The sequence below is a fragment of the Rhodococcus sp. ARC_M6 genome (genome assembly GCF_022810305.1).
Taxonomy (GTDB): Bacteria; Actinomycetota; Actinomycetes; order Mycobacteriales; family Mycobacteriaceae; genus Rhodococcus_F.
Genome location: NZ_JALGQH010000019.1, coordinates 49450 through 63442, shown reverse-complemented (window position 1 = coordinate 63442; position 13993 = coordinate 49450). Strand labels below are relative to the sequence as shown.

Here is a 13993-nt window from a genome sequence, read left to right as displayed (position 1 = left end):
CACTTCGCACACCGACAAGAATGCGGGCCCCGGAAGAATCCGGGGCCCGCATTTTCTTGCTTCAGGGGAGTGTCAGTCCTTGAGGACAACCACTCGACGTGAAGGCTCAGCGCCCTCACTTTCGCTCGAAACACCGTCGACCTTAGCGACGGCGTCGTGCACGATCTTGCGCTCAAACGGCGTCATCGGTGCCAACTCTTCGCGCTCACCGGTCTCGAGAACCCGCGCAGCAGCTTCCGCACCAAGGGTACTGAGTGCTTCGCGGCGACCCGCACGCCAGCCTGCGATGTCCAGCATCAGGCGGCTTCGCTCACCGGTCGATTGCTGAACAGCCAACCGGGTCAGTTCCTGGAGAGCATCCAGAACCTCACCCTTCTGACCGACCAGCTTGGTCAAATCGTCTCCACCGTCGATGCTCACGATCGCGCGATCGCCCTCGACGTCCAAGTCGATGTCGCCGTCGAAGTCGAGCACGTCGAGCAACTGCTCGAGGTAATCGCCGGCGATTTCGCCTTCTTCGATCAAATCGTCATCGGAGTCGTCGAGGTCGGAATCGATATCGACCTCGGTAACCGGCGCAGCAGTTTCGGTGCTCACGTCTGAGTTTTCTCCATCCACAGCGATATCAGCTTCACTGGACATTGGTCGTTCTCTTTCCTCGATCAGCGCCGCTTATTGCGCTTGGGGGAGTTACCGCGATTGGTCTGTGACCGGTTCTGCTTCGGTTTCGACGTGGAACCGCCGCCGCTTGCACCGGTTGATTTCGGCGCAGGCTTCTCCGGCTTCTGGAGCGAAACTTCAGGCTGGTCTGCTTCTTCGTCGGACGAATCCGCAGTCTTCAACGCAGCCGGGGAACCCTTTTTCTTCGTGGGATCCGGCCGGGCGCCGGGCTTCGGAGCATTGTCGTTGCGACGCGTGATCGCTTCCTGTTTCTTCTCTTCTTCCTCGGCATCGATCTTGCGGAAGACGAGATGCTGCTGGCCGTAGGTCCACATGTTGTTGGACACCCAGTACAGCAGGATGGCGATCGGCAGGAACGGTCCACCGACAAGAACACCCAGCGGGAAAACATAGAGCGCGAGCTTGTTCATGATCGCGGACTGCGGGTTGGCTGCGGCAGCCTCGGACTGACGAGCAACGGAAGCGCGTGAGTTGAAGTGCGTCGCGATGCTGGCGATGATCATCAGCGGAACGGCAACCAAGATGATGTTCAGTCGCGATGGCAGTTCCGGAACGTTCTCGGTGACGTAAGCCTGGAGCTGAGCAACCGGTGTCGTGATAGCTGCCGAAATCGGTGCACCGAACAGTCGAGCATCCAGGAAGGACTGAACGTCTGCCGGACTGAACACGTAGTTGGCAGTAGAAGCGTTTTCCGCCGGCGTCATTGACAGCTGGCCCATGCCCGTACCGGTGCGGTTGAACGAGCGCAGAACGTGGAACAGACCGATGAACACCGGCGCCTGAGCCAAGACCGGGAGGCAACCCATGATCGGGTTGAATCCGTGCTCCTTCTGGAGCTTCTGCATCTCGACAGCCTGACGCTGACGGTCACCCGCGTACTTCTTCTGCAGAGCCTTGATCTGGGGCTGCAATTCCTGCATCTGACGGGTGGTGCGGACCTGCTTCACGAACGGCTTGTACAGAACAGCACGCAACGTGAACACCAGGAACACCACGGACAGTGCCCAGGCGATACCGCTGTCTGCGCCCAACACAAAGCCGAAGACCTTGTGCCAGACCCACAGAATCGCGGAAACCGGATAGTAAATGAAATTGAGCACGGCTCTAAGTACTCCTCTGTTCGTCCATAGGACCAGGGTGGCGGCAACCCGCATCACGGTCACGACGGGCAGGGACGGGGTCCCACCCTCCAGAATGCCAGGGGGCACACTTCGCCAACCGCACCACAGTCAAGAAAAGGCCTTTGATCGCCCCATGCGTGCGCAGTGCTTCGACTGCGTACTCACTACAAGTGGGGGTAAACCGGCAGGTCGGCATCCGCAAGGGCGACACATATGTCCGGTACAGCTCGATACAGAAGATCAGAACAGTGGCGGGAGCACGACGCACGACCTTCAACACCGTCAAGAAACGGGAGGCCGAGGGAGATTCGATCTGCTCAGAGAGCGGAGTACTCATGGCTCTTCACTTACCGACACCAATAGGTTCATTTTTTTCAGACCTGCGCGCAGTTGCACGGCCAGTTCCGCAGAACTGGCGGTGGCACTACCCGGGAGAGCACGGATAACCACATCCGTCTCGGGTGAAACCTGCTGTGCGAGGTCTGCACAGATATGACGAAGCCGGCGCGCGACTCGATGTCGAATCACCGCCGGCCCGACAGCCTTGCTCACGATCAGCCCGAAACGGGGACCGTGATTTGTTACTACCAGCGCCTCTACTTGCTCGCGATCGAACGCGTGCACGACAAGGTCGCGTCTTCCCATACGACGACCGCGTCGCACCGCCACGGAAAAATCCGAGTGGCGACGCAACCGGTACGGCTCAGGCAACACCCCGAGCTCCTGAACTCAAAATCAGATCAGGCTGTAATGGATTCGCGGCCCTTACGGCGACGCGCCGAAACGATTGCACGACCCGCACGGGTACGCATACGAAGACGGAAGCCGTGAACACGCGCGCGGCGGCGATTATTCGGCTGGAACGTCCGCTTGCCCTTGGCCACGGTCAACACTCCTCGAAGTTCATTGGCGCCTCCCGGCGCCCTCAATTTAAATCGGCACCACTTGAGCGCCTTGGATCTAGCCGGATCTAGCTAGCTAGGACTAACTACGTACTCCACCTGACAAGCGGCTTGGATAATCCTTCCGACCCGACATGTGTAGTCAGCACGAAATGATCACCGCCAACGGGTGACTGTTAGAGGTTACTTACCACCGTTGCCAAGGTCAAACCAGCACTTTCGACGGACCTCTCACGCCGAGCAATGCGACACGCCAAAAGTCCGAAGATCCCACATGATTGCCTGAACCTGTGCATAGGGCCGTGACCTCGAGCGAGGCAGCAGGTGTGACCTTGGCAACATTTTTGCAACCCGAACCGGGGCAGACAAATCCCGGTGTACGCAATTCCGGCGTGGAACCACTCGACAAGGTCTCATCTGCACATTCGGTTCGAGGCGCAGGTTTCGACGTGGAAACCCGAGTTTCCACATTCATCCACAGGGCTGTGAGTATTAACGCATCGCTACCACCGAGTGTCCGACGCCTCGAGTCCCCACAAACCTGCAGGTAGATGGGTTTCTCGTCAGGATTTCAAGAAAACGGCCACAAAAAAACCTACTCTGTGCACGTTTGTCCACATCTGTGGATAATTGTGTGGAAACACAGTTCAGGTGGCATATTCGTAGCCTTACGAGGTTCTCACCTCAGGTGGGGCGATACACCGAAAGGTGCCACACCACCGAACATCCACGCCGCAGCAATGCGCTCGGCAGCGCCAGCACACTCACCTGTCGCCGAAACATGGGAAGGAACCACGTGAACGACGATCCCAACGCGCTCGCACGTGCCTGGGTCGACGTGGTTGCAGAACTCACGAGTGATGACCCCGGGAACGATCTTCCGATACTGAGCAGTAAGCAGAAGGCGTTCGTTCGTCTGGTGAAGCCGCTCACACTCGCACAAGGATTTGCACTCCTCTCGGTTCCGTCGTCCTTCGCTCAAGAGACAATCGAACGCGATCTGCGCGAACCGATTCTGCAAGCACTCGGACGACACCTCGGCGGACAGGTAGAAGGACTCGGCGTCCGTATCGCTCCGCCGGACTCCGATCCGTCGGCCGAACCCGAAGAACGCACCGGAAGCCGACAGTTCGAATCGGTCAACAGTTCCGGTGCCTACCGTCGGCGCCGATTCACCGAAGGTGACGGAGAACCCTCGGACTCCGAAACAGCCGAGAGCGAAGAAGTCGACGACGACCGGGAAGCGCTCGCAAGCGTTCACGAATCGTGGCCGTCGTACTTCACGAAACCGCCGTCCACACCGTCGTCGTCCAACTCCGGTGCAAACAGCCTGAACGCGAAGTACACCTTCGACACCTTTGTCATCGGGTCTTCCAACCGTTTTGCGCACGCTGCTGCCGTCGCGATCGCCGAAGCCCCCGCCCGGGCGTACAACCCCCTCTTCATCTGGGGAGCGTCGGGACTGGGCAAGACGCATCTGCTGCACGCCGCCGGCCACTACGCACAACGCCTTTTCCCGGGCATGCGCGTGAAATACGTCTCTACCGAAGAGTTCACGAACGACTTCATCAACAGTCTTCGTGACGACCGCAAGGTTGCGTTCAAGCGTCGCTACCGCGAAACAGATGTGCTGCTGGTCGACGACATCCAGTTCATCGAGGGCAAGGAAGGTATCCAGGAAGAGTTCTTCCACACCTTCAACACCCTGCACAACGCGAACAAGCAGATCGTCGTCTCCTCCGACCGGCCGCCCAAGCAGTTGGCAACCCTCGAGGAGCGACTGCGGACCCGATTCGAATGGGGCCTGATCACCGACGTTCAGCCGCCGGAACTCGAGACGCGTATCGCGATCTTGAGTAAGAAGGCGAGGATGGATCGCCTCGAGGTGCCGCACGACGTCCTCGAGCTGATCGCCAGCCGGATCGAGCGCAACATCCGCGAACTCGAGGGCGCGTTGATTCGTGTCACCGCGTTCGCCTCGCTCAATCGTCAGCCGTTGGATCTGACGTTGGCCGAAGTTGTCCTTCGCGATCTGATGCCGGATTCGTCGAGCCTCGAGATCAACGCAGCGACGATCATGGCCGTCACGGCCGAATACTTCAATATGTCGATCGACGACCTGTGTGGGCCCGGTAAGGCCCGTCCGCTCGCACAGGCACGCCAGATCTCCATGTATTTGTGCCGTGAGCTGACGGATTTGTCATTGCCGAAGATCGGTCAGACATTCGGACGTGACCACACCACCGTCATGTATGCCGACAAGAAGATTCGTAAGGAAATGACCGAGCGTCGCAAGGTTTACGACCAGGTCCAGGAGCTGACGGCTCGGATCAAACAGCGCTCTAAGCGCTGACCTGCAGTTTTTCGAGCCGATGCCGCTCGAGGGGAGTTGTCCCTTGAGCGGCATCGGTGTTTTTCGGCGCCCCCGATATTGGGCCCCTCAAGGGCGAACGGTCCTTCGAAACTCGCGACACGCCCGTGTTAGACACGCCGGTTTGACCGAACTCGGAAGTTCCTTTGAAAAGTATTCACATCTGGGGATAACTGTGTGGATAACTCCCGAAGTCTGTGGAGATCTCGAGGAGGAATCCGAAAACTTTTCAACTGTGCACAGAAGGGGCCAATCGCTCCTCGAGTCTGTCCTCGAGAAGTCCACAGGCCCTCGAGGGGGCAGACCTGCATCAACAACCGTTACTCCACAGATTGCACAGGACTTATTACTACTACTGAGAAATTTCTAGGAAAAGCTCTTTGAAAACAGAATTGGGGACAACTCCTGTTAGGAACCCCTCGAGGCGGACCGCCCGTCCCGGCTTCGGCTTTCCTCATCGCCCCTCGAGGGCATACGGTTGGCGTCGTTGCCGTCTGGGTCAGACTCGTCGTTACCGTCTGTGTCAGACTTGTGACGAGCTGATGCGGATTCGCACCACCAGAACATGACTACCGAGAGGAATCACCCGGCGATGGAGCTTGGAAGCCTGAAGTTTCGCGTTTCCCGGGAAGAATTCGCTGACTCAGTCGCGTGGGTTGCCCGCAGCCTGCCCTCGAGGCCGCCTGTTCCCGTCCTCGGCGGAGTTCTTCTCGATGCAACCGAACAGGGACTCACCGTCTCCGGATTCGATTACGAGGTCTCAGCTCAGGTCCGCGTCTCCGCAGATGTGACCACCGTGGGTCAGGTACTCGTCTCGGGTCGCCTCTTGGCTGACATCACCAAGTCCCTGCCTAACAAGCCTGTCGATGTGTCCCTCGAGGGCACTCGCGTTCTCATCTCGTGCGGAAGCGCAAAGTTCTCCCTGCCCACAATGCCGGTCGAGGACTACCCGCAGCTTCCGACGCTTCCGCAGCAGTCAGGTTCCATCCCGGTTGATTTGTTCTCCGAAGCAATCAGCCAGGTCGCCATCGCTGCCGGCAAAGATGACACCCTGCCGATGCTGACGGGTATTCGCGTCGAGATCAAGCAGAATTCCATCGTCCTTGCCGCAACAGACCGTTTCCGTCTCGCTGTTCGTGAACTCGAGTGGACTCCGGCCAATCCGGATGTAGAAGCAGCAGTTCTCATCCCGGCCAAGACTTTGTCGGAATCCGCGAAAACTCTTGCCGGCAATGCAAATTCGCCGGTCGAGCTCGCTCTCGGTTCCGGCTCGAGCATCGGTAACGACGGACTCCTCGGCATTGTGAATGACGGTCGTCGTACAACGACGCGTCTCCTCGATGCAGAATTCCCCAAGTTCCGTCAGTTGCTGCCCGCGACTCACACAGCCATGGCAACCGTCGAGGTAGCTCCGCTGATCGAAGCCATCAAGCGTGTCGCTCTCGTGGCTGAGCGTGGCGCTCAGGTGCGTATGCAGTTCTCCACTGAAGGTCTCCTGCTCTCCGCTGGTGGCGACGACGCTGGTCGCGCCGAAGAAACCCTCAATGCGACGTTCCAGGGTGAACCGCTGACAATCGCGTTCAACCCCGGATACCTGAACGACGGATTAACCTCGCTGCACAGCGAAAACGTCCTGTTCGGCTTCACGACTCCCAGCCGTCCGGCTGTCCTGCGTCCGGCTACCGAAGAAGATCCGACACCGGACGAATCCGGTAACTTCGCTGCGCCCTCGAGCGAGTACACCTACCTGCTGATGCCGGTTCGTCTTCCCGGCTGATAGTTGACGTCGGAGAGTCCTGGTGGCTCTCCGACATTCGGATCCGGGGAAACCACAGTGTTCGTTCGTAGATTCTCTTTGCGGGACTTCCGTTCCTGGGATTCCCTGACACTCGACCTTCTTCCGGGTACAACCGTGTTCCTCGGTTCCAACGGACACGGTAAAACCAACATCCTCGAGTCACTCGGTTACTTGTCGACGCTGTCGTCTCATCGGGTCTCCGCCGATGCCCCGATGATTCGCAGCGGTACTGCTAGCGCATTTGCCGGTGCCACAGTGGTCAATGCCGGACGTGAGCTTACGATCGACGTCGAGTTGATCGAAGGAAAGTCCAACCGCGCCAGGATAAATCAGTCGCCGACGCGACGTCCCCGTGAAGTTCTGGGAATTCTGCAGTCGGTGATGTTCGCTCCCGAAGACTTGTCTTTGGTGCGTGGTGATCCCAGCGACCGTCGACGCTATCTCGACGAACTGTTGACGTCGCGGATTCCCCGAATGGCTGCTGTACGTGCCGATTACGACAAAGTTCTGCGTCAACGCTCGGCGCTTCTGAAGACAGCCGGCGCGGCTCTGCGACGTGGCTCCGGTGAGAATGTGCTCTCCACCCTCGAGGTGTGGGACGGGCATCTTGCTGCTCACGGGGCACAACTGTTGGCCGGACGCCTCGAGTTGGTTCACGATCTTGCACCGCATCTCGTAGAGTCGTATCGATCGATAGCACCAGAATCTCGACCTGCCTCCATTCGTTATCGAAGCAGCCTCGGAACCTCGTTGGATCCCGAATTCACTGATCCCACAAGGGTTCCCGGAATCGATGACGTCGCGTACCTCGAGGAGCGTTTTCACCACGAACTGTCGGTGATGCGAACCAAGGAGATCGACCGAGGTGTGTGTCTGGTCGGTCCGCATCGTGATGACCTCGAGCTGGTTCTCGGCGATACTCCCGCGAAAGGCTTTGCCAGCCATGGGGAATCGTGGTCTTATGCGCTCTCACTGAGACTGGCCGGGTTTTCGCTGTTGCGAACCGACGGCAGTGATCCTGTGCTTCTTCTCGACGATGTTTTTGCCGAGTTGGATCGGCGTCGTCGACAGGCCTTGGCCGCAGTTGCCGCCACCGCTGAACAGGTCCTCATCACCGCGGCAGTTCCCGAGGATGTTCCGGAAGAACTCGAGGCAGCCAAGTTCGGTGTCGAAGCGTCGGAAACCCCCGAAGGTCGGATTTCGCGGATAGTCTCGAAGGATCTATCCGAGGAGGTCGAATCCGATGAGTGACGAGAAAGAACCGGAACTACGGGGAATCGACCTGGCCCGCCGCGCCCTCGAGGAGGCCCGCGCTGCTGCCAAGGCCAACGGTAAATCCGTCGGGCAGGGACGCTCGTCGCCGAAGTTCGGCAGTGGTCGACCGCGTCGTCGAGGCGGTTGGTCCGGTCCTGGTCCGGATGCCCGCGATCCACAACCGTTCGGCTCTTTGACCAGCGCGATATCGAAATCCCGCGGATGGTCCCCCAAGGTGTCGGAGGGCACCGTTCTGGGCCGCTGGCCACAGGTGGTCGGTGAAGACATTTCTGCGCACGCCGAACCGATGTCTCTGCGTGACGGCGTTTTGAGTATCTCGGCAGAGTCCACGGCGTGGGCTACTCAGCTGCGGATGATGCAGTCCCAGATCCTTGCGAAAATCGCTGCTGCGGTGGGTGACGGCGTCGTGAAGACACTTCGAATCACCGGACCGAGTGCGCCGAGCTGGCGGAAGGGTGAACGGCACGTCAAAGGCCGTGGACCTCGCGATACTTACGGCTGAGCGAGCCTAGTTATACCTATTACTTCATGTTACAGTTAACCTTCGTCATAGGTGAACTGTGTCACAGGCATGAGGAGTAATCGAAATGTCGAGCAAGATTTACGCGGAGCCCGACCACATTCTGTTGCAGGCTCGCAACGTCGAATTCGACTGGTCCGACCTGCCCATGCACTGGATTCCCGGTGATCCGTTCAGTACTCACGTACTCAACGTGCTGCACCTGTTGCTGCCGGCGGGTGAAGCGTGGTTCGTCGAAACGTTCAAGGAAGCACTCCCTCTCATCGAGGACGAGAAGCTTCGCGAGGACGTCGTCGGATTCATCGGCCAGGAAGCCATGCACGCCGGTGCGCACACCGGCGTACTTGTCCATCTGAAGGAAAACGGACTGGATCCGACGCCGTATACCCAGCAGATGGAATGGACGTTCTCGAAACTGCTCGGGCCTCGCCCGATGACGGGTTTGCGGGCCGAGAATCACCTGGTCGAACGGTTGGCGATCATTGCAGCCATCGAACATATCACGGCATTTCTCGGTGACTGGGTTCTCAACGCCAAGGGTCTCGATCGCGCGGGAATGCACCCGACCATGCTCGATCTGCTCCGCTGGCACGGTGCCGAAGAAGTGGAACACCGCTCGGTGGCGTACGACGTCATGCGCTACTTCGACAAGCGTGAAAGCCGCAGAGTTCGTACTCAGATCCTGGTGACGCCCGTAATTGTGTGGCTGTGGATCCGCGGAACCCGATTCCTGATGCGAAACGATCCCGAACTCGCTGCGCAGGCTCCGAGCAGACGTCGCCCTCACCTCTCCGATTTTGTCGCCGCCGGCAAGCGGGGCACCGTGCCGACAAGCTACGAGTTGGTGAAGCGGATGTCGACGTACTTCTCGAAGTCGTACCATCCCAGCAACGAGGGCTCGACGGCCCAGGCGGTGAAGTATTTGGCGTCCTCGCCGGCAGCTCAGGCGGCAGCAAAGTGATTCCCTCCATCTCCAGGATCAAGGACGTTCTGACCGGGCACGGCGGTTTGCCGCGGTACCAGGCTCCACCGGATCTTGCCGGTCGCGGACGACCCGACCGAGCCATGCAACTTACAGAGTTGTTGGCGGACAAGTACCTTCGGGTTTTGACGGCCTACGACTACAACCCGAAGATCGCCGGCTACAACCCTGATACCGCCTTGAAAATGGTGGTTGCCTCGAGGGAAGTGGTCGCGACGGATGAAAATGTGGTTCGGCTGCGCTTTGAATCAACCGATGACGTAGCACTTCCGCCGTGGCATCCCGGTTCGCACCTGGACTTTCATCTTCCTTCAGGTATACGCCGGCAGTATTCGTTGTGCGGAGACCCGGCTGATGCCACGGGATACAGCGTCGCGGTGCGCCGGATCCCTGATGGTGGTGGTGGATCGGTCGAAATGCATGCCCTCCAACCCGGTGATCACGTCACAGTTCGAGGACCACGCAACGGCTTTCCATTTGTCGCCGGTGGACGCGCACTTTTTGTTGCTGGCGGGATCGGCATCACGCCGATCATTGCAATGGTCAGGGCTGCAAGAGAATTGGAGATGGACTGGTACTTCGTCTACTCAGGTCGATCTCGTGAATCCATGCCGTTTCTCGAAGAGATCGCCGGGTGGGATCCGGAGCGGGTGTTCGTGCGGCCCGACGATGAATACGGGTTACCCACTGCTGCAGATCTTCTGGGAAAAGCTCCGGTAGGGGGAGCAGTGTATTGCTGTGGTCCGACGCCGATGCTCGACGCCGTACGCACCGGGTTCCGTGAAACACCTTCCACAGCTTTGCATTTCGAAAGGTTTGGTGCGCCGCCGGTAACAGACGGCGTCCCGTTCGAAGTGCAACTGGTCAACTCGGGGCGTGTGTTGGCCGTTCCGGCGGACCAATCTGCATTGGACGTCATCAAGAAAACCTTGCCGGGAGTCGGCTACTCCTGCCAGCAGGGATTCTGCGGTACCTGTCGCGTGAAGGTACTCGCGGGCACTCCGGATCACCGCGAAAACCGTTTGACCGACACCGAGCAGGAAAACGAGATGCTCATCTGCGTCTCGCGTTCCGACGGTGGACGACTTGTACTCGATCTCTAGATTCTCGTACCGAAAGGTTCACAGATGACCAAGCACTCTCCTCTCCATGCTGTGACTACCCACCCCGTGACTACCCACCCCGTGACTACCCACCCCGTGACTACCCACCCCGTGACCGCTCGCCGCGTCACCAACGGTGCCGTCAGCCTTGCCGTGTTCGAGCAAGGACCAGCGGACGGCGAAACCATCGTCCTGGTCCACGGTTGGCCTGATACCCACGAACTGTGGAGTCGCGTCGCACCGTTGTTGGCCGACGATTTCCGGGTGGTGAGTTACGACAGTCGCGGAGCCGGCGAGAGCACCGTTCCGTCGCGAGTGCAGGACTATCAACTCAGCGCACTGGCCGCTGATCTGTTTGCCGTCATCGACGCAGTCAGCCCCGACAAGCCAGTTCACGTCCTCGCTCACGACTGGGGATCCGTCGAAGCCTGGGAAGCGGTGTGCGAACCCGGCGCGGAAGAGAAGATCGCGTCGTTCAGTTCTATCTCGGGCCCCAATCTCGACCATCTCGGAAAATGGATCCGGTCCAGTGCGTCCAAGCGGCGTTTTCTCGGCCCGGCAGCGCAGGGAGTGGCGTCGGCGTACACCGTTCTTTTTCAGATTCCGGGCCTCTGCACGGTGCCGTTGAGGTTGTGGTTTTCGAAGCATTGGCCGGCGTTCCTCAGATTTTTCGACGGTCTCGACCCGAAATTGGTGAACACGGCACCGACGATCGCAGATGACATGGTCAACGGACTCAAGCTCTACCGGGCAAATATCAGGGCGTCTCTCGGCAAGCCTCGGGACAGGTATACGGACGTGCCCGTTCAGTTGATACTGAACAAGTACGACAAGGCGGTCCGGCCGGTGGGTTACGAGGATACCGAAAAATGGGTCTCTGACCTGCGGCGAAGCGAGATTCCTGCTGGTCATTGGTCGCCGATTTCGCACGCCGGTGACGTTGCCGAACATGCGCGGGCATTTATTACGACCCTGGGCGAGCGTCGCTCAGTCAAGCAATCTTCCTAGCGTTTCACCTTCCTGGGGCCAAAATAATTCGCCTGCGAAGCAACCAGGGGTGTCATTGAGCGGTTCCTGTCGGTGCTTACCAGTAAGATGAATTTCGGTAACTAGCGGCAACATTCTCGAACCCGCTCCGACGACACCCCGCAAGGGTTTGCTGACGGTTGCGCTCGAGTATTGACGGAGAAGGAGAGCTACCCACCCGTGGCTGCCCAGAAGTCAGATACAAGCACGTCCAGCAAGGACTACAACGCATCGTCCATCACGGTCCTCGAAGGACTGGAAGCGGTACGTAAGCGCCCAGGCATGTACATCGGTTCCACCGGTGAACGCGGCCTGCACCACCTGATTTGGGAGGTCGTCGACAACTCTGTCGATGAGGCGATGGCCGGACATGCCACAAAGGTCGAGGTCACACTCCTCGAGGACGGTGGCATCCGCGTCGTCGACGACGGCCGCGGCATCCCGGTCGGAATGCACTCCTCCGGGGTTCCCACCGTTGAGGTCGTGCTGACCCAGCTGCACGCCGGCGGCAAGTTCGACTCCGATTCGTATGCGGTCTCCGGTGGTCTACACGGTGTCGGCATCTCGGTGGTCAACGCGCTCTCCACCAGGCTCGACGTCGACATCAAGGTCGACGGTTACGAGTGGCATCAGACGTACACGGACTCCAAGCCGGGTGAGCTGATTCAAGGCCCAGCCACCAAGGAGACCGGAACCACGGTCACCTTCTGGGCCGACCCGGAAATCTTCGAGACCACTCGCTACAACTTCGAGACCGTCGCGCGTCGACTGCAGGAGATGGCCTTCCTCAACAAGGGCCTCACCATCACGCTCGCCGACGAGCGGGCCGAGGTCATCGACGTCGACGAAGATGCGCTCGATGTCGCCGAAGCGCCCAAGTCGGCTGAAGCGCAGGAAGCTGTCGCGGCAGCACCTCGCAAGGCCAAGACCCGCGTCTACCATTACCCGGGTGGCCTCGAGGACTACGTTCGCCACATCAACAAGTCCAAGACCCCCATCCACAACTCGGTTGTCGGCTTCACAGCCAAGGGCACGGGCCACGAGCTCGAGGTCGCGATGCAGTGGAACTCCGGTTACTCGGAGTCCGTGCACACCTTCGCCAACACCATCAATACACATGAGGGTGGAACGCACGAAGAAGGTTTCCGCGCCGCACTGACCACGGTCGTCAACAAGTACGCACGTGACAAGAAGCTGCTCAAGGAAAAAGAGCAGAACCTCAACGGCGACGACATCCGTGAGGGCCTCGCAGCTATCGTCTCCGTCAAGGTCGGCGAGCCGCAGTTCGAGGGTCAGACCAAGACGAAGCTCGGCAACACTGAGGTCAAATCGTTTGTGCAGAAGGCGTGCAACGAGCACCTTCAGCATTGGCTCGAGGCGAATCCCGCCGACGCCAAGACGATCGTGAACAAGGCCGTCTCTTCGGCTCAGGCACGTATCGCTGCTCGTAAGGCCCGTGAGTTGGTGCGTCGTAAGAGCGCCACCGATCTCGGTGGCCTGCCCGGCAAGCTCGCAGACTGCCGCTCCAACGATCCGGCAAAGTCCGAGATCTACATCGTGGAGGGCGACTCCGCAGGTGGCTCGGCAAAGTCCGGTCGCGACTCGATGTACCAGGCGATCCTGCCGCTGCGCGGAAAAATCCTCAACGTCGAGAAGGCCCGTCTCGATCGTGCGTTGAAGAACACCGAAATCCAGTCGATGATCACCGCTTTCGGTACCGGTATCCACGACGAATTCGATATCGCAAAGTTGCGCTATCACAAGATCGTGCTCATGGCCGACGCCGACGTGGACGGTCAGCACATCGCGACCCTGCTGCTCACCCTGTTGTTCCGCTTCATGCGGCCGCTGGTCGAGTCCGGCAAGGTCTATCTCGCACAGCCGCCGCTGTACAAGCTCAAATGGCAGCGCAGTGAGCCCGACTTCGCTTATTCGGACCGTGAACGCGACGTCCTGGTAAAGGCTGGCCTCGCGGCCGGCAAGAAGATCAACAAGGACGACGGCATCCAGCGCTACAAAGGCCTCGGCGAGATGAATGCCAAGGAACTGTGGGAAACCACGATGGACCCGTCGGTGCGAGTTCTGCGTCTCGTCACGCTCGACGACGCGGCCGCTGCCGACGAGCTGTTCAGCGTGCTGATGGGCGAGGACGTCGAGGCCAGGCGCAGCTTCATCATCCGCAATGCCCGGGATGTTCGTTTCCTCGACGTGTAG

Annotated in this window: 13 protein-coding genes; 8 read left to right on the top strand and 5 right to left on the bottom strand. The window is 59.3% G+C overall.

Features of this window, described 5'->3' with window-relative positions; translation table 11 throughout:
- Positions 1–72 precede the first annotated feature (72 nt).
- From MTX36_RS19165 to rpmH, 5 genes are read right to left on the bottom strand one after another with little or no spacing between them, the layout of a single operon-like run.
- Positions 73–642 (bottom strand): R3H domain-containing nucleic acid-binding protein, encoded by a 570-nt coding sequence (locus MTX36_RS19165; protein WP_243621271.1) that lies wholly within the window; start codon positions 640–642, stop codon positions 73–75.
- Between the two features lie 20 nt (positions 643–662).
- Entirely contained in the window at positions 663–1781 is a 1119-nt protein-coding gene (yidC, locus tag MTX36_RS19160; RefSeq protein ID WP_243621270.1) for a membrane protein insertase YidC, read from the bottom strand.
- A gap of 4 nt (positions 1782–1785) precedes the next feature.
- Positions 1786–2139, bottom strand: a complete 354-nt coding sequence (gene yidD / locus MTX36_RS19155; protein ID WP_094270585.1) for a membrane protein insertion efficiency factor YidD — start codon at positions 2137–2139, stop codon at positions 1786–1788.
- Positions 2136–2516, bottom strand: a complete 381-nt coding sequence (gene rnpA, locus MTX36_RS19150; protein ID WP_243621269.1) for a ribonuclease P protein component — start codon at positions 2514–2516, stop codon at positions 2136–2138. Before rnpA ends, yidD begins: the two co-directional genes overlap by 4 nt.
- A gap of 26 nt (positions 2517–2542) precedes the next feature.
- A complete protein-coding gene (rpmH, locus tag MTX36_RS19145; RefSeq protein ID WP_094274674.1) occupies positions 2543–2686 on the bottom strand; it encodes a 50S ribosomal protein L34 in 144 nt (47 codons plus the stop codon).
- Between the two features lie 814 nt (positions 2687–3500).
- Between rpmH and dnaA the strand changes: the two genes are divergently transcribed.
- The 8 genes from dnaA (at position 3501) to gyrB (ending at position 13993) form a co-directional block, all read left to right on the top strand.
- Positions 3501–5057, top strand: coding sequence for a chromosomal replication initiator protein DnaA (gene dnaA / locus MTX36_RS19140; protein ID WP_094270587.1), 1557 nt, complete (start codon positions 3501–3503; stop codon positions 5055–5057).
- Positions 5058–5667: 610 nt separating this feature from the next.
- Positions 5668–6852: a DNA polymerase III subunit beta gene (gene dnaN / locus MTX36_RS19135; RefSeq protein ID WP_094270588.1), complete on the top strand. Its 1185-nt coding sequence runs from the start codon at positions 5668–5670 to the stop codon at positions 6850–6852.
- Positions 6853–6909: 57 nt separating this feature from the next.
- Positions 6910–8124, top strand: coding sequence for a DNA replication/repair protein RecF (gene recF, locus MTX36_RS19130; protein WP_243621268.1), 1215 nt, complete (start codon positions 6910–6912; stop codon positions 8122–8124).
- A complete protein-coding gene (locus tag MTX36_RS19125; RefSeq protein ID WP_243621267.1) occupies positions 8117–8650 on the top strand; it encodes a DUF721 family protein in 534 nt (177 codons plus the stop codon). The genes recF and MTX36_RS19125 overlap by 8 nt, the downstream gene beginning before the upstream one ends.
- Before the next feature lie 85 nt (positions 8651–8735).
- Positions 8736–9629 (top strand): metal-dependent hydrolase, encoded by an 894-nt coding sequence (locus tag MTX36_RS19120; protein WP_243621266.1) that lies wholly within the window; start codon positions 8736–8738, stop codon positions 9627–9629.
- Entirely contained in the window at positions 9629–10753 is a 1125-nt protein-coding gene (locus tag MTX36_RS19115) for a PDR/VanB family oxidoreductase (RefSeq protein WP_243621312.1), read from the top strand. Before MTX36_RS19120 ends, MTX36_RS19115 begins: the two co-directional genes overlap by 1 nt.
- A 111-nt stretch (positions 10754–10864) precedes the next feature.
- On the top strand, positions 10865–11761 hold the full coding sequence (locus MTX36_RS19110) for an alpha/beta fold hydrolase (protein ID WP_243621311.1): 897 nt from the start codon (positions 10865–10867) through the stop codon (positions 11759–11761).
- A gap of 198 nt (positions 11762–11959) precedes the next feature.
- A complete protein-coding gene (gyrB, locus tag MTX36_RS19105; protein WP_094270593.1) occupies positions 11960–13993 on the top strand; it encodes a DNA topoisomerase (ATP-hydrolyzing) subunit B in 2034 nt (677 codons plus the stop codon).

Excerpts from the sequence above, each read along its gene's own strand:
- dnaN (WP_094270588.1), top strand. The coding sequence starts at position 5,668 with ATGGAGCTTGGAAGCCTGAAGTTTCGCGTTTCCCGGGAAGAATTCGCT.
- MTX36_RS19125 (WP_243621267.1), top strand. The coding sequence starts at position 8,117 with ATGAGTGACGAGAAAGAACCGGAACTACGGGGAATCGACCTGGCCCGC.
- yidD (WP_094270585.1), bottom strand. The coding sequence starts at position 2,139 with ATGAGTACTCCGCTCTCTGAGCAGATCGAATCTCCCTCGGCCTCCCGT.
- MTX36_RS19120 (WP_243621266.1), top strand. The coding sequence starts at position 8,736 with ATGTCGAGCAAGATTTACGCGGAGCCCGACCACATTCTGTTGCAGGCT.
- MTX36_RS19165 (WP_243621271.1), bottom strand. The coding sequence starts at position 642 with ATGTCCAGTGAAGCTGATATCGCTGTGGATGGAGAAAACTCAGACGTG.